The following is a 22,174-nucleotide window of genomic DNA, read 5'->3' as shown; positions in this document are numbered from 1 at the left end:
CAAGTACATTTAATAGTTTAGTACCTTTACAAAAGAGAGTTCCTCGCGATTAAGACATAATTTGTCTTTTAATCTCATCAATATAAGAGTCCTATTTATTAGATTAAAATCGATAACTTTGCTTCTAATTATTTAGAAAACAAGTATTTCTATAGCTTATTTAAATTGATAAATGAGTTATAGCTATCTAATTTGATTAGAAATTATTTTTGAGTATACTTAGCAGGAAAATTTGGTAATATCAGGAATCATTTAGTCTCTAGTAGAAAATTATAAATCGTAATATCCTGAGATATCTATTAGGAGGTTAAATATTAATTTATAGTTTCTCTGCTTGAGGATCGGTAGCTGGCAACCAACCTAAAAAAGGAAGCGGTAAAAGGGTCGAAAGATTGGTAATGATAACTAATATCCAGAGGTTATCAAAGTTCGTTTGTGTTATTCTTAGCCATTGAGTTAATAATGCCCCTAATGTATGGGATATTAAACCTGATAAGTTCAGAATAGACATAAGTAGAGCAAAGAGAGTAGCTTCAATACCTCTAGGACACAAACGAGCAGACAAAACAAGAATAGGCATAAAAGTAATTTCTCCCATGACTGTAAGGATTAAACTATCTCCTAAACTAAACCAGCGATCACTAATTCCTATCACTCGATTGGTATGAGTTACTAACAGTAACATCGTCATCCCCAAGCCTGAGGAAATAACAATACTCCAACCTAAAATACGGCGAAAGGGAACGGTTTTAAGGAATTTTTGATAGAGTACAATTCCGACTAGAGCAGCTATACTGGTAACTAAGCGAACTAGCCCTAAAAATTCTGGTCCAAATCCTAATTCATTGGTGATAAAGAAAAAGAATGCTGAATCAGCATTAGGTGTTGCTTGCCAGATAAAAATAAAGACAACGGGGAATAATATAGATTTTTGTTTAAAAGCTTTCCAGAGTTCTTGTGAGTGTTGCTTGATTGAAAACTTTTTAGAAGCTGTTTTATTAGCATAATTTTGATTAACCGATTTTTCAGTAATTAACCCAGCAACCATTGCAACAATTAAGGGAAAGACAGCAGTAATAACAAAAATTGTTTTATTACTCAAATGTTGTAACAACCAACCACTTAGATAAGCAGTAATTAATCCCCCTAATGTAGAAGTTCCCCAGGTTAAAGATTGCAAAGAACCTGCTTTTTTTAGAGATTCTTGTCTTGTCCTTTCTACTACTAAAGAATCTACAATAACATCACTAATGGCAACAGATAGGGAGATTAATAGTAAACTGACAGTAGCGGACCAAGGATCATCAACAACAGTTCCTAGCATTATCCAGACGATGCTCCCTAATAACCCCGATAGAATTAAATAGGGACGACGACGATAACCAAAGATAGGCAAGCTGTCAGATATGAACCCAAAAATAGGTTTAATTACCCAAGGCAAGGTAGCAATCCCAGTTAATGCGCTCATTTGGGCGGGATTTAGCCCTAAATCATCTTTAAGAAAAAAACTAACTGATAAACGGGCTAAACCCAAGATTCCTTGAACGAAATAAACTGTTAAAATTCCCCAGAGTTCAGGGGTAGATTTATTACCTAACAAAAGCGTATTAACGAAAGTGTCTTTGATCTTACTGAATCTGGGTAAGGCAACGGTCATAAAAATAAATAAAGTTTTATTAACTATAAATAGATGATAAACCACAATGCCATTTGTGTCTCTACGACTCAGTAAGTGATCTAAAATTATTGAAGTTAAAGATGAGGTGCTCTAAAAAAGTAAAAACAATGATTATTTCTACCTTTTTTCAGAAAAATAAAATTAATTGCCAGTTTTATACGTTTTAAGACTATTTATTCAAATTTTTTCTCTGTGTTTCAACTATGTCAAGTAATAAAATTTCAATAAATGCATTTATGTTCAGGTAAATTTTGATAAGTTTTCTGAAATATTTGAGGAAACAAGTCCATAGATCGTCTTTCATAAAGATAAAAAGAGTAAACATTATTGATTTTTACTCGTGACCCTAAAATCTCATGTAAAATGAGAACAAAAGCAGGAATATTTTCTTGAATACAAGATAGTGAAAAGTTTAATAACTTACGGATTGGGTAAAATTTTTAAAAAATACAATTTAAAACCCAATTTTAAAAGGGATTATTTTAAGAATAAAAAAGTATTAAAATATTCTACCTCTTAGAATAAAAATGATTTACAATAAAGAGTATATTGCACCTTTCCAATAAATCTTAAAAAGATAAAATTTTTAGAATAACTAGAAATTATCTAAATCTTTTTTAAAAAATAGAGAAGTCAGATAATCTCCAGGTATAAATGGTAAATTTTTTAAAAATTACCATTTATAACAACGAATGAAAGTGAGGATCAGAATTGATCTATTTCCTAAATAAAGATAAATTTTAAAAAATACTTTAAATAAATAAGGAGATAAAACAAAAACAAAGACAATTATTATTAATAATAATTGAGTGTATTATGAGTGGTTAAGTTAACGCCAAACTGAAATAATGAAAATAAAAAAGATTATATCTATATTTTTTACCAAATCATAGTCCATAACTAAATATAAAAGAAAAATATTTGGTTTTGAGTTATTTTAAGGGGGATATATTGTTGTCATATGCGGGTGATTAAATTTGCATTAGCTGAAGCAGCAATCTCTTTATAACGAACAATTGCTAACCTAAGAGGAAGTATTCATCAAACAGAGGTTATCATTCCCATAATTTATTACTGACAGCTATGGCTGATTATGCCCAGTTAATACAACTATTTCTCAATTTAATCAGCAACGTTTTTAAGTTCCTTAGCCAAAAAAACGACAAAGATTCATAATCTTAGCCAAAAATTAGAGTGTTATGAGTTTTCTTGATAAGAGATATTTAAATTAGCATTACATTAAGTTCAGTATCATGGATATATTTGTGTTTAAAAATATATCCATGATAGATTTTCAGGGAAAGAAATGAGCCTGGCAATTGTTAAAAAAATTCTGGAATACCATCGAGGACGTGTTTGGGTTTAGGCAGAATTTAGACAGGCATCAACATTCTATTTGACTAGACCTGTAGGAGAAGGCAAGCGTGATCGCAGGATAATATGAATCCAATAAGATTATTCTGTTGGTTGAGGATAGTAAGACTGATGTTTATTTGATCTAAGAAGTGTGAAAAACTAGCACAGTTTCTCACAAATCGTCGTGAGTGATTGCACAGATGCAATAGACCATTTACAATAACAAGAAGAGTTTACTTAGGATCTCCATCCTGACTCGATTATCCTAGATATTGATTTTTTACAAACAAATAGTTGAAAAGTTCTAGCAGAAATCAAAATTAATATTTAAAACACATTCCAGTGGTAGTTTTAAGTACCGATGGTAGTGAGGTAGAGACTTTTTACAGTTACGAACTTTATGCTAACTGTTATGTGACGAAATTTAGGTTAAAAAGATTATCCTCACTTTTATTAACGAAGTAAAAATCAAAAAATAAATAGAAGTTGTATATAGAAACTTGGAACTAAAATCTTTACCCCAAAATTTTAATTCTCAAAAACTAAGTAAATCAAAGTCGTTAATTAAATAACTATTTATCCATTTCTATTTAAAATAATATATAAATACTAAAAACATAGGGTTTTAAATAAAAGAGTTTATTGAAAATTACAATTGTACATAATTGCTACTAGTCGATTACGTTAACTCCTATTTATATTTATGGAGCAATTTAACTTTTTTAAAAAATATAAAAAATCATAGTAAGACACTCATGGAAAATAGAATTTTATTACATTTTTTTTTGAAGAAAAGTAATGTATTAGTATACATACTTGGTATAGATTACCCAGGAAAAAAAAATAAATTATGATACCTCAGCCGTAATTTGTGTATTAGAACCTATATTTATTGAGTAAATAACTAAATAAGTTTATTGTTTAAAATAAATAATATATGATTTCAAACTCTAATATTGCAATTGAAATGTAGTCAATTTTATTGATAATATGTAAATTACAATATGTTAATTTAACTTCAGTTTTTTTATCCTTTACAGGTTTATACAATTAATACTATATTAGTATATATAGGATTAAATCCAAACAAATAAAGTGGCTAGTTTGTCTAAGGTACTATTATTAATAAATATATCAAATATATAAAGAAACTTCTCTTGTTATCGAGCATAATAGTTATTATGCTCGATAACAAATTAGCTCAGACAGATTTCAAAATTTTAATGAAGGATAAATTATCTACACATTTACTAGATATTTTAAAAACTTGGTGTATTAAATCAGATAAGTACTATTTAGCTAACTACCTAGAATTATATAATAAACCCAGAAGAATTAAAACAATAAAAGAAAATACTAGAAAACGACAAGTCTTTATCAAGAGTCAAAACAAGTTGGACTAAATCTTAAAATTCAATTCTTCGTAAGATTAACTAAATAGTTGTTAATGCTGATAGAGTGTCTAAATAAAATTTTAAAATACTACAAGCAAGAATTATTCATCGTTTATCTAGATTCAATTATCCTTCTAGTCAGACAGTTCTCTTAATTTATATTTAAATTAAGGACTTATATCACCTCACCAATAAGTAAAAATATTCTTTAGTCAAAAAGGTTAAATATCTGGCACAGCAATAAAAATTTTATCATCGATGACATCATTTATTCAGGAATAATAGTGGCATTGAAGCTCAGATTTAAAAAGTTAATAAAGATCTCTGTTTATACTTTAATTTATGATACAAGAGTTCAATATAATTAATCTTTTAAAGAAAGCTCACGATTAAATTATCAAAATATATTGATTTATGACTATTTATATCTATAAATTAGTCAGACTTTGCCATAACCTTTCCAGGTTGACTACCATATTTTTTGATAAAAGCTGAACTGCTATTCTTCAATTACCTAAGTTTGATTTAAACCTAAAATATTTAGCAAAAATAAAAAGATTTAGATTCAGATTGAGATAAAAGTGATCGAGAGTAATAATAATAATGAGTAGCCAATCATTTCTAAAAATATTATTCGGAGTGTATCTAATAATTATAAAAACTTGATTACTATAAAAATCTGATTTTTATAATTATTGAATACATCGCCAAGCAATACTTTTAAATTTTGCTTATTTATTATAATTTTATAATATCTAGCTGATAAGATCTGAATCAATAAAATAAATAAAAACCTTTAAAGTATAAAAATGTACAGAAAAATCTAAATTACTTAGATCTATAGTTAATCTCTTTATACAGATTTTATTGTTAATAATAAAGTATGCTGAAAATATTACGAATACCTATAGTTTCATAGGTTAGAGAATATATCTCTTAAAAAATAGTACCTTTAGTAAAAACAGAAATTAGTAATACAGTAACTTATTAACTGTCTATATAAACTGTAATTAACACAAAAAAACTTGAATTTAGTCTCGTTTTCTCTGTCACTTCAATCTAGAGCTCAGAACTACCTAATATAGTATTATCTCTTAAGGTTAGTGAAGTTGGTGACTTAAATAGTAGCATTAGCTATGTACTAATATACCTAACCCAATTAGAGTAATGCCAATTAATTTACGTTCTTTAATATCTTCTTGTAAAATATATTTAGCTCCAAACATGCTTATAAGATAAGTTAAAGCTGTTGCAGGACGAACAAAACTAATATCCAACCAAGTCAACACAATTATAAAACAAAAAAAGGCAATTCCCTGACAGGCAATACCACTAATAATCATAGGATTAGTAATAATTTTAATCACTAATTCAACCATAGATTTAAAAGTTAAATTCTCTATTTTACCTATTTTTTTCATTCCCAGTGCTAAGAGCAAATCTCCTGCAGAATCTGATACAGAAATTCCTAAAACTACTAACCAAGATTTAGAAATTACTGCATTTAATGGAAATAGAAATAAAGGAAAATTTTGGGGAGTTATATTTCTATTAGGAGAAACCTGGGCGGTTTTACTATCACTTAACCCAACAAAAAATACACCAAAAGCAATTAATAAAGTACTTAACCATCGCATGATAGAAATTTTTTCGTCCAGAATTAACCAAGCAAATACCCCGTTCAAAACATAACTTGATGCGTGAATAGGTAATACATAACTCAAATCTAGATTAGAAATTGCCGTCAGATAAAGAACCAATGAAATAATTAGAACAGTAATGCCCAAAATAATCCAAACATTAGTTAAAATGTAACTAATTAAGTGAGGTATAATTAAGGGATTGGAAAACTCAAAAATACCAAAATTATTCATGCCTAGACTGAGTAATATATCTCCGGAAACCTGAGTGAATACTAGAAAAATCAGTAAAATAAAAACTTTCACAGTTATCAATAAATTCGGTAATTAGTTGTTAATTGATCCGTTAAACGAGATCATCAGTAATGATAATGATGGGTGATTATGTAAATAAGTGCCAATAAATTTAAAATTCTTCCAATTTAATGAGAATCTAAATGTCACCGTGTTTAACTGCATCAGGTATGTGAGCTCCGTCATAGAAAAAACGACGAAGTACCAATAACTCGACATTGCTAGTGTTGTCGTAGCTAGTCGATCAAACGTTTCAGATTTTCCTGAAACCTCTGGTAACTAGAATTTTCTTGTAGCCCAATATTAACCACCATCGTTGGAGGTATATCTTCTACCTCAATATTTTGGGATTTTGGGTTGGGCAATTTTTGAGAGACTGATATCTATAGTGCGGTACAGAAAAGACACCTAGTGCAACTCCAGTGTTACTCGAGGAGGTTCCCCTACCTTCCAAGATACTGTTAGGACAACGGGCTCCCACTGGAGCAGTGATAAAGTTTTTATCACTGCAATTGGCTGCTTCAAATAATGTTCTTTGGCAGCGACAAGTGGCGTAGAGATAACCTGGATATTGTTCAGATTTGAAAGGTTAAGGTTAGTAAACCCTTCGGGCAAAGATGCTCTGCTAGTCTGATAAACACCAAAAGTTAAAGCTGTGGTCGCCACTACTTCTACTAACAAAAAAAGATGATTGATTTTTGATGATCCCAAAAAGTCTGTCATTAATTTGGTTGAGTCGCTAGTTTATCCATTTCCAGTTGTACCTTCTTGTGATCGTGGCGCAGAGAAATTTGCACAGAAATCGGCAATTGTTCTACCTTAATCATTGCCTGTTCAAAATAAGTAAAAGCCTCTTGAAGATTCTCTAAATTTTGATTTTTAATACCAATATTAAGAAGAATTTGACCTTTAAGATACTGAACTTCAGGGTTTTCAGTATTACTTTCTAATGCTTGATCAATAGATTCTAGAGCCTTATCATAGTCTTTTAAATCTCGATAGGCAGCAGATAGGGCTCTACTGACCATATAATCAGGGGCTGCATATCGTTCAAAACGAGTGATCGCATCTTCGGGACTAGAAAAAGGTAAGTTAACAGCTAGAATTAAGTCAAGATAGCCTTTAAGCAAATTTAATTCAGGATCATTCGGGGCTTGTTTTTCTGCCTCATCAAGATAACTAAACACCTGTGGAAGTTTATTGACTGCTCCAATAGCCCCTTTTGTTTTAAACGTATGAGCTCCTTCAAGAAAATGTCCCACAGCTAAATAAAGATTCCCTCGTAAGGGATCTTTATTGATCAGTTGTTGAGCAGCTTTTAATGTTTGTTGGGCATAAGTATTCATGGACCCTAAATCTCCATCAGAATAAGCTAACGATGCCCGCATAGCATGAGCTAAGGGTTCATTAGCTTCTGTCTCAACCGCTTCTTTGAGATAGATTTGAGCTTTAGAATAATTTCCTTCATGAAAGACAGCGATAAAAGCTGCTTCTGTTTGACCGCCAATGTTACGAGGATTATCCTTGCGGAAGGGGTCGCCAGCTAAAGAAGGACTTCCCAAAATACTCAAGGCAACCGCACAGGCCACTGATATAGACAGAGACATCTGTTCAACTCTAATGAATCGCGCTATCATAGCCTCACTCCTAACAACACAAAATTATAATTCTAATGATAGACACTGAGTATTAATATTGATGCTAGCAAAAATCTGTCAAAATGAAAGAATAATTTTAAATTGTCTTTAGTATAAGTTTATACTTTGCTGTTTGAATGCTCTATCTTAAAAATGTGATTTATCATCCCCCAGCAACCTTGAACCCTATTCTGAAGGAGGCTAACCTAGAACTTGCTCCTCAAGAATTAGGTTTAATCATTGGTCCGAGTGGTTCAGGAAAAACAACATTATTAGAAATAATAGCCGGGTTGGCTGAAAAAACCGGAGGGAAAATTTTCTGGAGAGATCAGGAACTTACATCTCTAGAATTACAACAATTAGGAGGGTTGGTTTTTCAGTTTCCCCAACGGCATTTTTGTGGTAGCACCATCTTAGAAGAATTACGTCTAGGACATCCAGAAATTCTTTCTGAGCGCATCAAAACTGCTTTACAAGAAGTAGGATTAGAACATATTCCCTTGAATCAGTCTCCCCATGCCCTCAGTGGCGGACAACAGCGTAGGCTAGCTTTAGCCGTTCAGCTAATTCGCCAACCCAATTTACTGCTCTTAGATGAGCCCACGGCTGGGTTAGATTGGTCTATGCGCCATCATTTAGCTAAGTTGCTATCTAAACTGAAAGGAAACTGGACTTTGTTAGTTGTAAGTCATGATCCAGGAGAGTTATTTACGATCGCTGATCGTTGTTGGAAGATTTACCAAGGACACCTAGTATCATTGGATACTGCTATGTTTAAGTCCCAAGAAAGTCAATGAAACATTCCGATCCTATACTCAATAAACAAGTTCAACGTTTATACCAACTTAATCTTTGTCGTCGCTGGTTATTTATTATTTTATGTTGGTTAACCCTGGGTTCTTTTTCTCTTTGTAAATTATGGGGAGAATTTGAATTATGGCATGAACATTTTACTTGGGTTGCACTACGTTATGGATTGGCCTTTAATTTACTTCCTGCGTTTAGTTTATTTTTTTGTACTGCAGTTACTGGAGCTGTTTTGACTTGGCATAGTAGCCATATTATTCGTGGTCTTTCTCCCCGGCAAAAAGTTCGTCTTAAAAATCAGCTTAAAAAAATTCAGCAACTGAAGCCGAATCATCCTTTGCGAAAATGGGTTTGTAGTCGCGTAAAATAACTTGAATTATAAAAAATCTAGTTATATAAACTTTCGAAGAAGTTAAGAATAAGTACTTAAAATATAGGAGAATAAACACTAAAAGCTATCAGTTTAAATCACCTTTAATTTATTTATATGTACTGTTTACGTAAGTAGTATTTACTAACTTAAATTTATTCAAAAATAGACAACAATCTAACTGATATTATAAACTTCTATATTTCGTAAATATAAAAACTGTTACCCTAAGTAGACAGCCATAAATAAACATTAATAATGAAAATTATTTTGTATTTCTGTACTTAAATAATCAAAGAATAATTTATATTACTCAAAATGATTTATTCAAAGTAAAACCAAATCCAGTTGTTAAAATTAACCTCTCATAATGTAAGATGACTTAAATAAAAGTGATACTCAGGTAAATATTATTTAGTACCGCATTTTAGGGTTTTAAAACTAAAATATGAATACCTAAAAAAATCTGTAAAATAAAGAAGATAGCATTTATTCTTGAAAGTGTCTTGTAAGTGCACTCGCTATAGCAATATTTTTTATTTATAATAAAACTCTTATAAATAAGAGCTCGTTAGAGAAAGAAAGAAAATTTTGCTAAAAAGTTTAAGATAAAAGAGTAATAAATTACTTATAAAAGTACTCATAAAAGTTTAAATACTCTTGTAAGAGAGTAAGACTAAAATATAGAAAGTGAGATCTTCTTGAATAAAAAAGATTTACATTAAAAAATAAAAAAATAGACAAAATATATCTAGAAACTTAAATAGATATATGGTATTTCTATTCAAATAGAGTAGGATTGAAGTCAATCAAAAGAAAAGTTTGGATATAAATTGTAAAATACCAACTACTATAGTAAGACAAGACTGTAAATAATTACATATCTACGTATGTCTACGAACTTGTCAAACCACTAACGGAATAACCTGTATATAATTACACTCAAAAAGTGAATACAAAATGGCTGAGTTTAATTGATGACTATTTTTCTAAAGATGTAGGACTATATGGCATGATTTTTAAAAAAATACTAAATAAATTACTAGGGAATATTTACCAATATACTATCTAGCATTAGAGTCAGTAGAAAGATTATCTACTAAAGTAGATAATCCTTTATTTCATAAGTATCTTGTAAGAATTAATGAAATACAATGTATTACTAAATCATTGTGATATCCTCAATTAAATGAAAGAAAAAAATAAAAATTTCAATCGTCATAATTGGTTATATTTGCTCTAATTTACTAGCATAATAGTAAAATTCTACTTAGTGAAATATGATGTTAGTAGTAAAACCCAAAATAGTACTTGCATTAACTTTTTATTAGCTATTTATTTGAGTTAATAAATCAGTAAAACTTATTTATCATAGTGTCAAAATTTAGTAATACTTAAAAGACTGGAATCCTCAAGTTCTGTATAAGTGATATTAACTACTTATACTAGATATAAAGATGAATCATCTTATATGTATTTTTGCAACCTTGTTAAGGTTTGATGTAGATATATTTTTTTCTAACTACACATCAAGATTTAAATATTTTTTTAAAATTCATTTAATTTTATTGCATTTATTATTTCACTTATTTTAGCAAGAAAAATAAGAAAGGATAGAAAAAATTTTAAATTATTTTAACCAAATTTTATTGATAAAAACATAAAATTTTTAAACCAGTTAACCAAGCTACCGATTTAAACAAAAAAGCTCATTATGCACCTTAAATATTTTTGTGATTAAGGGGCACAATGATTGCAACTTACATTTAGTGACTTTGTCGTTAACAAACATCATTATTTAAGTAATATAAACTTTTTCCTAAAGTTGAGATAATATCAAAATTTATAAGTAAGATCGCCGTGAATATTCTTATTTTTTTCCGCACCCTAATCCTGTAACTTTTCTTTCTGTTTTTGATCAGTCCCTGGACTCTCTAGTGCAAACCATAGTGTCCTCGCAGCCATGAGTCTTTTTTCCACCGGTCATTCTACCCATTCTATCTTCAATTAATAGACAAAATATAAACTCTGTTGCGCTACGTGTAGCAAACTAATCACCTTCTAATTATTTTTGTGAGTAGGACGATAAGCGCGGGGACAGAAACAACCTTAGTAAAGGTAGTTGAAGCTGAGGATAAGGTTTTAGTAGGAATCATAGAATATTTTAGCCATTACTGAGTAGATATAAATAGTTACTACGGGGGAGAAGTTCATAAACCAACTAAACTTTTTGTAAAAGTCTTTAGTTTGGAAGAATTAAAATAGAGGTTATAAACCTATGGTATTGCAATTTTAGCTTTAGTAAATGCAGAAACTTCGACCATTAGGTTAATGGGTTACAACTCCCGCCCTGAAAATACTTTATTGCTTTTAAAAGCCTTTAAACAAGTATCAGAGTAAGTTTTAAGGAAGTTCACTAATTGTACGAGATAGGATAATCATCCCAATATAACCTGACTGTATTAATTGACAAATGTTTTGGTAAATACTGAATCATCAAGCAAGTAGGTTAGTATAGTTTACGATTAAAGATTCATGGATAATTCTCACAAAAGTTCCAACACTATGTTTCCAAAGACAACCTTACCCTGGACAATAAGTGTATTAGTGAGTGGCCTAATTTCTCCAGCCATCGCAAGTCCCTTGTCCCCCCAATTTATTGTCCAGCAATCATCCCAAAGTAATCAGCTAAAAGAGCTTCTCCGTTTAGGTCGAGAATATGTAGATGCCAAAGATTATAACAATGCTATTGCGGTTTATGAAAAAGCGGCAATTCTCGACAGAAAAAATCCCAGAATTTTCTCAGGGATTGGCTTTTTATACGCAAAGAAAGGAAATTATAGACAAGCTGTTAAAGCTTATCAACAAGCTGTTACTCTTGACTCCGATAATGCGGAATTTTACTATGCCCTAGGATTTAGCTTAGCTAACATTAATGATAATGCTAACGCTGCATCAGCTTATTATTATGCCATTCAACTTGCTCCCAAAGTAGCCAAAAATTATATTGGTTTAGGAGTTGTATTGTTGCGTCAAAATGACTATGAAGGGGCAGCACAAGCTTATAAACGAGTTATTGCTCTTAATCCCAATAATCCAGAAGCTTTTAACATTATGGGATCTTCTTTGATTCAACAAAAGCAAATTGATGAGGCAATTAAGTATCTTGATAATGCAGTGAAAAGATTCCCTCATAATAGTGATTTAAGGTTGTTATTTGCAACAGCTTTATTAGAAAAAGGAGAGGTTGGACAAGCATTTAAAGAGTTGAAACTTGCTGAAAAACTTGCTCCAGGAATAGTTAAAATTCAGTTGAAAATTGGTAGACTGTTAGAACAACAAGATAAACTTGAGCACGCTCTCAAAACCTATAAACGTATTACATACTTATATCCCAGTTTAACAGAAGCTCGTGCCGGAGTAGGAAGAATTCAGTTGGCAACAGAAGATTATTTAGGGGCTGTTATTACCTATCGAGAATTGATTGGTATGTTACCAGAAACTCCTGAACCGTATTATTATCTTGGCTTAGCTTATAAAGAACGCAAAAGGAAAAGAGAAGCAAAAGAAGCCTTGAAACAAGCTCGCCAACTATATGAAAAGCAAGATAATCCCAAAGGGGTTGAGCAAGTTGATAAATTACTAGAGGAACTGTAAACTAGCTTTAACCTAAAGCTAAGGAGTTAAGATTATGGCAAGAACCCCTTCAACGATGTTACCACTCGGCACAAAAGCCCCCAATTTTCAATTGCCTGAAGTAGTATCGGGAAAACTTATTTCTTTGGATACCTTTGCTAATAAACAAGCCCTCTTAGTTATGGTTATTTGTCAGCATTGTCCCTTTGTTAAGCACGTTCAAAATGAACTAGTTAAATTAGGCGAAGATTATGTTAAACAAGGGTTAGGAATTGTCGCTATTAGTGCCAATGATGTCTCTAATTATCCTGATGATTCTCCTGAAAATCTTAAAGCGATGGCTCAACAATTAGGATTTAACTTTCCTATTTGTTATGATGAGAGTCAAGAAACAACTAAAGCTTATACTGCCGCTTGTACACCTGATTTTTTCCTTTTTGATAGTGACTTTAAGTTAACTTATCGGGGACAGTTAGACGATAGTCGTCCAGGGAATGATATCCCCGTCACGGGTAAAGATTTAAGAGCGGCGATAGAAGCCACTTTAGAAGAAACCCCTGTTAACAATGACCAAAAACCTAGTCTGGGTTGTAGCATTAAATGGAAATCTGGGAATGAACCCTCCTACTATAGTTAATTTCTTCGACAATATGGGAGTTAATTTATCGTGGATGATTTCATTACATTAGATACAATGGACTTGATATGGTCATCTGGTATTATTACTATGGCTATAGGTTTGTCAAATTGGCAAAAACTAGAGTTAGAAGGACAATTAATCTTAGCTGCGGGGAGATCACTTCTACAGTTGTTAGTAGTGAGTTCGGTTTTATTAGTAATATTTGAGTTGGATAATCCCCTCGCTGTTCTAGGAATTTTAGGGATTATGTTAACTATTGCCGCCATAGCAGCTAATAACCGTATTACTCATCAAAAACATAGTTTATTCCCCGTTGTTTTGGGAGCATTGTTGGTAAGTAGTGTATTAACTCTAAGTTATTCTCTAATTGTTATTATCCGACCCGATGTTTGGTACTCCCCCCAGTATTTAATTCCTTTAACCGGTATGATTTTGGGAAATTCCATGAATAGTGCTTCTTTGACTGGGGAAAGATTAGGAAGTATGATTGCTCAAAATCGCTTAGAAGTGGAAACTCATCTGTGTTTGGGAGCAACACCAAAACAGGCTATAGCTTCTTATCGTAAAGAGGCTATTCGCATTGGATTAATTCCAACTTTAAATCAAATGATGGTAGTAGGAATCGTCAGTTTACCTGGGATGTTTACAGGACAAGTGTTAGCCGGAATTGATCCTTTAACTGCTGCTTCTTATCAAATTTTAATTCTATTTATGATTGTTTTTAGTAATTTATTGACTGCTATTTTAGTTACAGAAGGAGTTTATCGTAAATTCTTTAATTCCCAAGCCCAGTTGATTCTTTGAACACTGTTCATTTTTGCCAAAAACTAAAATGTGAATGCCATACTCATTAAAATCATGGAGAACACCTCAATAATAACTATTATTACTATATTATCATTAATAATATGGTTATATCTGTTACTCTTTAGAGGGAAATTCTGGTTATCTAATCAAAAAATAGATCCAGAAAAAATTTCGTTGACTACTTATCCGTCTGTTTGTGTAGTTATCCCTGCTAGAAATGAAGCAGATGTTTTACCCGTTAGTTTAATATCATTGCTCAATCAAGATTATTTAGGTGATTTTAAAATCATTCTAGTTGATGATCAAAGTGATGATGGAACTACAGAAATAGCCTATGAATTAGCCACAATTTTTGATAAAACTGATCGGCTAACTGTTATTTCTGGAGAGCTATTATCCTCGGGATGGTCAGGAAAATTATGGGCAATGGAACAAGGAATTAAATACATCAAAGAACAAAATTTACACCCAGATTATATTCTTTTCACTGATGCTGATATTGAACATCATAAAACCAATCTACGGGAGTTAGTAGGTAAATCTCAACAAGAAAACTTAGCCCTGACCTCCTTAATGGTTCGGTTGCGTTGTCAAAGTATCTGGGAACAGTTTTTGATTCCTGCTTTTGTTTTCTTCTTTGAAAAACTATATCCTTTTTTGTGGGTAAATGATCCTCATCATAAAATGGCAGCCGCTGCAGGAGGTTGTATTTTAATTCGTCAAGACATTCTAGAACAGGTGGGAGGACTTGAAATTGTCCGTCAGGCTTTGATCGATGATTGTTCTCTGGCAGCAGCCGTTAAATTAAAGCTACAAGATGTTTCAGAAAATCCTCCTCAAGGTATTTGGTTAGGATTGAGTGAAAAAACTTGTAGTTTACGACCTTATGATTCCCTAGAAACTATTTGGGATATGGTAGCTAGAACTGCTTATACTCAATTAAATTATTCTCCACTTTTACTCATAGGGACTGTTATGGGGCTAACCATAATTTATATTGTTCCTCCGGTTAGTTTGATTTGGGGTTTAGTCGTTGGCAATAGTTTAATTACTAGTTTAGGAGGAATTACCTGGCTATTAATGAGTATTTCCTATTTACCAACTTTGCGGTTATATAAAACCTCGTTATTATGGTCAATTAGTTTACCCGCAATTTCCTTTTTATATTTGTTGATGACCATAGACTCTGCATTACGTCATTGGCGAGGAAAAGGAGGACGTTGGAAGGGAAGAGTTTATTCAGTTGATCACTTATCTTAAAATTTAAGTTCAAATATATCATAGATAACTATACTTTTGTATAAATTTATTTCTATATTTATTAGATCTTATTTAACGAAGATCAATTCTGAAATAGACAGCTCTCTCTGTCCAAGGTGAATCTCTCATAGTTAATTATTGTGATGAAGTTTTCTGACGGTTTAAACACACAAAATATAAATTGCTTTTTGGTCTATTGTTTCGATAGATTAAATTATTCCTATTTCATTTAAAACCTGATAGTGGGTAATGGTAAACTTTTATAAATCTAGAATTTTATTCATTAAAGTGATTGAAGCATTTAATCCTATAGGTATCAATAAAGTTAAAATATCGAGACTAATATAATTTAATTTGAATCCAATAACGGCTGTATTATAAGCTATACAGCCGTTATTGCTAATAACATTCCTTCAGAAAAGCCTTTGATTTATACTAAAACTTTATCTTTATATTTCGGGCTTTTATATGACCGGTTTGGCAAAACCACATTTATGAATTTTGTTGTCTTCTATCTTGTAACTTCCGATAAACGTTTTTAATATCAACTTGATGATAAGATAAGGCCACCAAAGTATGATAGAACAAATCAGCTACCTCAGAGGCGATTGCCTCTGGATTGTTATCCTTACAAGCCATTATTACTTCGGCTGATTCTTCTCCTATTTTTTTAAGAATTTTATTGTCTTTTCCCTCTAATAAACTGCAGGTATACGATCCCTTAACAGGATGATCTCGACGATTACAGATTACTTCAAAGACCCCCGATAAGGTATCAGCTGGGGGGGCTACTTTTCGACTTTCTACTTGGTGAAAACAGCTTCTTTCTCCCGTGTGACAAGCAATATCTCCAAGTTGTTCCACCGTAATTAATAAGGCATCACTATCGCAGTCATAGCGCATTTCTTTAACCTTTTGAATATATCCAGAGGTCATCCCTTTATGCCATAATTCCTGTCGAGAGCGACTCCAATACCATGTTTCTCCTGTTACTAAAGTTCTTTCTAAAGACTCTCGGTTCATCCAAGCCATCATTAAAACTGTTCCATCCAAATAATCCTGGGTGATCACAGGAACTAATCCTTGTTCATTGTATCGAATGTTATTTACTGGAATGGCATTAGTGGAAGAAAACATCTTGGGTTATTTAATAACTGTATTCTTTTGCGGTGAAGACAACTGTCGAATTTTATATACTGAAACTAATCGTTTTTGTAACAAACAGTTATCATCACTATGATACTTGATATTAAAATGAAAATTTTTTCACTTTATTAACTTTTAAGATTGTCTGCTCTAGCTTAAATCCCTTTTAGGGAGATAATATAAGTTGAATTATGGTAATTATAATGATAGATTTGGGGAGCAACAATAGGATTACGCATGAACCAATAGAGTAGTTAAAGTCTCATCTATTAAGTTAATATAAGGACAATAATTATAACTAAGTAGAACACCTAAACTTGCTATTTAAAATTATTATTAATCATTCTAGCTAAACAATTAAAAAAGTCAAAGATATTTACGGATAAAAAATATTTGTAAATTATAGATACTAATTTTGGGCCTGAAAGTTTGGCTAAACAATATAAAAAACTTATTATTACTTTCTTTAATAATTTTTTTTAAAAAAATTATTAAAGTTTTTGGAGTATTTAGAAATTAAAATTATTACAATTTTAATTTTTTATTAGCTTTTTGAATAAAAGTGTAGAATAGCTATAAAAAATTAATTTAACTAACCGTTAATTCTTAATAAATAAAAAGGTGTTGTTTTAGGGTAAGTCAAATTTTTTGTCAACACGATGCATAGCAGAAATAATAACTATAACACCTATTTTCTATGTAAGTGAGTATTCAGTTTCTGCGGAATAGTATTGTTATTTTGTTCGAGTAATTTTTATACTATATCAAGTTGTTATGCCTTGAGTAAAGAGACTTTCTCTAAGCCATAAGAAAATAGTTCTATAGTTTTTATTATTTTATAATGTATAGGGAGACGATTAACAAAACTATGATTGACTTGAACATTCTCGACCAGGTATTGAATTGCTTGATTAATTTTATTATTAGTGGTTATTATTTTAGGGTAAATATCTATGTAGCATTGCTTCATTTTTTTTCTAATCAGTTTTTTTCATTTCTTCACTTCAACCTATTTAAATAAAATCCGTTATTAAAGAGAATCACCATTACTATTGGTCTTATTTTTTAAAAAATAAGACCAATAGTAATGGTGATTGATTGTGGTTTAACTACTAATAAACTTCATCACAATAATTAATTAACTATTAGATATTTGCATTGGGCAGAGAAAGTAGTCTATTTCAAGATTAATCATCGCCAAATGAGATTTAATCAATCAAGAGTTAAGTTTTTTAAAAAATAAAATAAATTCTACATAACTTAAGATAATAAACTGATAGTTGGGAATCAAGAAGAGGAAACAGTTAAGAGGAAAAATTAAAACAAATGATCAGATATTCATGACTTTAAAAGCTTTTTTCGGTAAAAACCGTATATCTTACTTAGAAGTGCTATTTAATCACCATAATTTTTCTTAAAGATTAACTACATGGTATGGTCCAATAAGTTGGAACTAATATTGCCCCAATTTGAGCTAGCATAGCAGAGGGATGCAATATAGGGAAGAATACATCAGATACCTAATCATGGCGCAAGGTTAAGTTAATAAAAAACGAGATTGAGCTAAACTTTATCTCTCTTTGGTAGGAGAAGTTTAGCTCTGGCAACGCCTCTCCAGCATTTTCTATTCTCTTTTCCCCTCCGCGTTTCCTCATCTATTAAAGTGTTAGTCTTACTTGACAGGTTTGATAGAACTCTATTAACTTATCTTTACTAACACCTGTCCTAGAATTTCCGTCGCTTGTTCTATCTCCGTTTCAGAGACAATTAAAGGGGGAATAAACCGTAATACTTTTGGTCCGGCTGGGGCCAATAGCAACCCATCTTTTATTGCTGCTTTAACGATATCTAGAGATGTTAATTTAATCTCTTGTTTTAATTCTATTCCATTGATTAAGCCCCATCCTCTAACCTCTGTAAATAAAGTAGGATATTTTTGAGTGATCGCTCGTAAGCTAGCTCTTAACTGTTCTCCTCTAGCTTGAACATTCTGTAAGAGATTTTCTTTCTTAATGGTTTTTAATACTGTCAAAGCTACGGCAGTAACAAAGGGGTTCCCCCCAAAGGTGCTCGCATGGGTTCCTGGACTTAAGACATCGCAGAATCTTTTACACATCATCGCCCCAATGGGAATACCTCCGGCTAGTCCTTTCGCGCTAGTGAAAATATCTGGTTCAACCCCTAAATATTCGTAACCCCACAATTTGCCGGAACGGCCTATCCCGACTTGGACTTCATCAAATACTAAAAGAATATTATTTTCATCACAAATTTTCCGCAACTGCAGAAAATACTCTAAATCTCCTGGACGAACTCCTCCCTCTCCTTGAAGAGGTTCTAACATGACAGCAACTACTCGACTGTTCTTTTTATGTAGGTCAGTAATCGTGTCTTCCACCGTTTTGATATCGTTGTAGGGGACATAGACAAATCCAGGCACTAAGGGGTCAAAATCTTTTTGATACTTGGGTTGTCCAGTAGCACTAATAGTGGCTAGGGTGCGCCCGTGAAAACTGCTTTTAGCGGTTAGAATTACGGGCTGTTCGCAGGAGTCTAGCACCGTATGGGCGTATTTTCTGACTAGTTTAATGGCTGCTTCATTAGCTTCTGCACCAGAATTGCAGAAAAAGACGCTATCAGCACAGGAATAATCCACAAGCCACTTAGCTAAAGCTCCCTGTTCGGGAATATAGTAAAAATTCGAGGCGTGGTGGAGTTTTTGTATTTGTTGGGTAACTGTTTCGATTAAAGCAGGATGGGCGTGGCCAAGAGTACAAGTGGCAATTCCTGCGACAAAGTCTAAATATTCTCGTCCCTCAGTATCCCAGAGACGACACCCTTGCCCCTTTTCGATAGCAATAGGGAAACGCTCATAGGTGCGCATGACATAGGTATCAAACTCATTATAATCAAACGCCTCGGGGGTGTGAAGATCGACGGAGTTTCTCACAGGTTTCTCTTAGTAAAGTCACGCTAAGCTCAATATACCATTGTATTATAACTAATAGGTTTAGAGAGAAGACCGATATTTATTTAGATTTTACCTCGATTCAATCTTTGATTTTTTAGATGGGATAAACAGAGAAAAGAATTTATATAAAAATCTAATTCATTGGTTTAAGTAATAGCTATAAGTTAAGTAATGTCTTTATAAATCACTATATCTTATGAGGTGTTATATTTGATTAAATTATATGAATTAATTTATATTTATGAATAATTAACTGACGCTATATCTAAGATTCTAGTATTTAATAGACCAGCTCCTTAATCTTGATTACTATTAACATCAAATGTCTAACTTTACTTCTTCTCAGTACGGTCTTGCTTTACATACAACTAGCTTTCAGCTTGGACTAAGTATTAGTGATTTTTCAAAAGAAACCCGTTTTAAAACTTGGGATGTTGATCACGAACTATCTACCTACTTACATCAACATTTAGTTGAATTTATTAGCTACAAAGTTTTGGAGAAATTGGCATTTATTGCTGTTGCAAAAGGGCCAGGAAGTTTTACCAGTACTCGTATTGGTGTAGTTACAGCACGGACGTTGGCACAGCAGTTGAATATTCCCCTTTTTGGCATTTCAACTTTAGAAGCTTTTGCTTGGCAAAATAAAGATAATTATTCCGTTAATTCGTTAATTCCTGTTCAAATGTCAGCCTCACGTGAAAAATTGTATGTCGCTATTTATAAAGTTATAAATCAAAACCAAAAATTTATTCTTACTTTACCTGATATGGTGATTGAGCCTAATATTTGGGGACAAAAAATACAACATTTAAATTTTAATAAAAAACCTTTAGTCACCCCTAAAAAATTAGGTTTTACTGTGACTAGTCTTCTCAAATTAGCTTATTATGATTGGCAACAGGGTAAACGCCCTCATTGGTCAGATGTGATGCCTTTTTATGGTATGTCAGTAGTTAATTGATATTAATTTATAATTAAAATTATATGACGAGAACATCTCAAAAAAAGAGTTTAGTTAAAAGTCCTTTACGCTTTTCTGGGGGGAAATAAAAGGCTATCAAACAAATTATTCAACCAAATTATTCAACATCTTCCTAAAAATTTATCTAAGTATACAGAATATCGGGAACCGTTTTCTGATGGGGGCTCAATGTTCATTTATCTTAAACAAACTTATCCTAAACTTGATATTTGGATTAATGATTTAAACCACGAATTATACTTGTTTTGGAAGATCGCTCAATCAGATCTAAAAGAATTAATGATTGCTTTGTGTGAGATTAAATTAAATTGTACTGATGGTCGAAAAGTTTTCAACAAATTAACTTCGGTTAACGTTGAATACTTATTAGATTTTGAAAGAGCAGTTCGTTTTTTTATTTTAAATAGAATTACTTTCTCAGGAACTGTAGAATCTGGGGGATTTTAAAATCAATCTTTTTTAACTAGATTTACTGATTCTTCTATTGATCACCTTAAAATTTAGAAACTATTTTAAAAGATATTAGAATTACCAATTTAGATTACAGTGAAGTTGTTAATACAGGAAAAGATCAAGTATTTATTTTTTTAGATACTCCTTATTTAGCTGCTGCTAAATCTAAATTATATGGAAAAAATGGCAATTGACATATCTCTTTCGATCATCAAAGATTTGCTCAAAGTTTAGTAAATTGTCAACATAAATGGTTAATTAGTTATGACAACTATGAAGAAATAAAAGATAACTTCAAAGATTTTAATATTATTAATTCGGAATTTCAATATAGTATGAATAATTATAAACAAGGAAAAGCTAGAAAAGGAAAAGAAATTTTTATTAAAAACCAATACAGCCAAGATAGCTTTTTCATGATACTGATTACTTTTATTTAGTTTTATGAATTTTTATTTTATGAATATAGATCTTGATAGTCTCGGATACACAATATGAGAGAGATTTTTAAGTTGGTCATTAACCGTTTCAATCAAAGAATGCCGACTAAGTAAAAATTTACCAATTAGTTTTACTAACTTTTACTTCATGTTTGATCGATAACGAGTAATTAATTAAAGTCATTGTTGATAGAGAGCCTCAAAAAGTTATTGAGTAATATATCCTCGGTATCCTAATGATTTACTAATTAAATCTCGCCTTAACGCATAAATACATTTACTGTCATCTGTATTGCCTGGAGTTAAGTTCAAAGCCAATAATCTAGAGTGGTTGTTTACAATTAAATGTAGTTTAAACTTTAAATTCTATATCATAGACTTTTAGTCCTATCTAATTAAGCCTTGAAAAACTTAGTTCACTCCAGTGTAAGCCTAACCAAAGACTTCCGTAAATCTGTAAAAAACAGCACAGTAACATCTTTAGTTGATCACATTAGGAAATGTTTTTTATAAAAGGGAAGAATCTTTGATAGATAGTGATTTAGATCACAAAATATTTCAGTAAGAGCGGGACGAGATTTTATCTCTAGAGCATCAGATGTCAATAAATAAGACTTATAGCATATGGAGTTTTCACTTCCCCTTTTCTCCAGAATTTTC

At 31.6% G+C, this 22,174-nt stretch carries 13 protein-coding genes and 2 pseudogenes; 9 read left to right on the top strand and 6 right to left on the bottom strand.

Going from position 1 to position 22,174, the window contains the following annotated elements; all coding sequences use genetic code 11:
- Positions 1-319: 319 nt before the first annotated feature.
- On the bottom strand, positions 320-1,657 hold the full coding sequence (locus ETSB_RS08395; protein ID WP_044107413.1) for a folate/biopterin family MFS transporter: 1,338 nt from the start codon (positions 1,655-1,657) through the stop codon (positions 320-322).
- Between the two features lie 3,901 nt (positions 1,658-5,558).
- The gene (locus ETSB_RS08385) at positions 5,559-6,374 is read right to left on the bottom strand and encodes an EamA family transporter (protein ID WP_232509892.1); all 816 of its coding nucleotides are present in this window, start codon (positions 6,372-6,374) and stop codon (positions 5,559-5,561) included.
- Positions 6,375-6,784: 410 nt separating this feature from the next.
- On the opposite strand from ETSB_RS08385, the gene ETSB_RS10550 reads away from it, so the two are divergent.
- Positions 6,785-6,919 (top strand): hypothetical protein, encoded by a 135-nt coding sequence (locus ETSB_RS10550; RefSeq protein WP_269763993.1) that lies wholly within the window; start codon positions 6,785-6,787, stop codon positions 6,917-6,919.
- 165 nt (positions 6,920-7,084) lie between these two features.
- On the opposite strand, the gene ETSB_RS08375 is transcribed toward ETSB_RS10550, so the two are convergent.
- Positions 7,085-7,999, bottom strand: coding sequence for a Sll0314/Alr1548 family TPR repeat-containing protein (locus ETSB_RS08375; RefSeq protein ID WP_044107411.1), 915 nt, complete (start codon positions 7,997-7,999; stop codon positions 7,085-7,087).
- Positions 8,000-8,136: 137 nt separating this feature from the next.
- Here ETSB_RS08375 and ETSB_RS08370 point away from each other — a divergent pair, with 137 nt between their 5' ends.
- The 6 genes from ETSB_RS08370 to ETSB_RS08345 all read left to right on the top strand — a co-directional run bounded on the left by ETSB_RS08370 (position 8,137) and on the right by ETSB_RS08345 (position 15,519).
- Positions 8,137-8,796, top strand: coding sequence for an ABC transporter ATP-binding protein (locus ETSB_RS08370; protein WP_044107410.1), 660 nt, complete (start codon positions 8,137-8,139; stop codon positions 8,794-8,796).
- Positions 8,793-9,176 carry a hypothetical protein gene (locus ETSB_RS08365; protein ID WP_044107409.1) on the top strand — a complete coding sequence of 128 codons (384 nt, stop codon included), beginning with the start codon at positions 8,793-8,795 and terminating at the stop codon, positions 9,174-9,176. The genes ETSB_RS08370 and ETSB_RS08365 overlap by 4 nt, the downstream gene beginning before the upstream one ends.
- Before the next feature lie 2,565 nt (positions 9,177-11,741).
- The gene (locus tag ETSB_RS08360; RefSeq protein WP_044107698.1) at positions 11,742-12,833 is read left to right on the top strand and encodes a tetratricopeptide repeat protein; all 1,092 of its coding nucleotides are present in this window, start codon (positions 11,742-11,744) and stop codon (positions 12,831-12,833) included.
- Between the two features lie 34 nt (positions 12,834-12,867).
- The gene (locus ETSB_RS08355; RefSeq protein ID WP_044107406.1) at positions 12,868-13,449 is read left to right on the top strand and encodes a thioredoxin family protein; all 582 of its coding nucleotides are present in this window, start codon (positions 12,868-12,870) and stop codon (positions 13,447-13,449) included.
- A 30-nt stretch (positions 13,450-13,479) separates the two neighbouring features.
- On the top strand, positions 13,480-14,256 hold the full coding sequence (locus tag ETSB_RS08350; RefSeq protein WP_145972257.1) for an ABC transporter permease: 777 nt from the start codon (positions 13,480-13,482) through the stop codon (positions 14,254-14,256).
- Between the two features lie 54 nt (positions 14,257-14,310).
- The gene (locus ETSB_RS08345; RefSeq protein ID WP_044107404.1) at positions 14,311-15,519 is read left to right on the top strand and encodes a glycosyltransferase; all 1,209 of its coding nucleotides are present in this window, start codon (positions 14,311-14,313) and stop codon (positions 15,517-15,519) included.
- 492 nt (positions 15,520-16,011) lie between these two features.
- Here the strand turns inward: ETSB_RS08345 and hisIE are convergent, their stop codons facing one another.
- On the bottom strand, positions 16,012-16,656 hold the full coding sequence (gene hisIE, locus ETSB_RS08340; RefSeq protein ID WP_044107402.1) for a bifunctional phosphoribosyl-AMP cyclohydrolase/phosphoribosyl-ATP diphosphatase HisIE: 645 nt from the start codon (positions 16,654-16,656) through the stop codon (positions 16,012-16,014).
- A gap of 1,708 nt (positions 16,657-18,364) precedes the next feature.
- Entirely contained in the window at positions 18,365-19,615 is a 1,251-nt protein-coding gene (locus ETSB_RS08330) for an aspartate aminotransferase family protein (protein WP_044107399.1), read from the bottom strand.
- Between the two features lie 343 nt (positions 19,616-19,958).
- Between ETSB_RS08330 and tsaB the strand changes: the two genes are divergently transcribed.
- Together tsaB and ETSB_RS08320 are read left to right on the top strand one after the other, a co-directional pair.
- Positions 19,959-20,600, top strand: a complete 642-nt coding sequence (gene tsaB, locus ETSB_RS08325) for a tRNA (adenosine(37)-N6)-threonylcarbamoyltransferase complex dimerization subunit type 1 TsaB (RefSeq protein ID WP_044107398.1) — start codon at positions 19,959-19,961, stop codon at positions 20,598-20,600.
- A 23-nt stretch (positions 20,601-20,623) separates the two neighbouring features.
- Positions 20,624-21,514: pseudogene (locus ETSB_RS08320) on the top strand (DNA adenine methylase).
- Between the two features lie 39 nt (positions 21,515-21,553).
- On the opposite strand, the pseudogene ETSB_RS10960 reads toward ETSB_RS08320, so the two are convergent.
- Positions 21,554-21,871, bottom strand: a pseudogene (locus ETSB_RS10960) (transposase); the annotation flags it as partial.
- Positions 21,872-22,174 lie beyond the last annotated feature (303 nt).

Origin of the sequence: cyanobacterium endosymbiont of Epithemia turgida isolate EtSB Lake Yunoko (assembly GCF_000829235.1) — a bacterium.
GTDB lineage: Bacteria > Cyanobacteriota > Cyanobacteriia > Cyanobacteriales > Microcystaceae > Rippkaea.
This window is presented reverse-complemented; position numbering and strand designations above follow the sequence as displayed.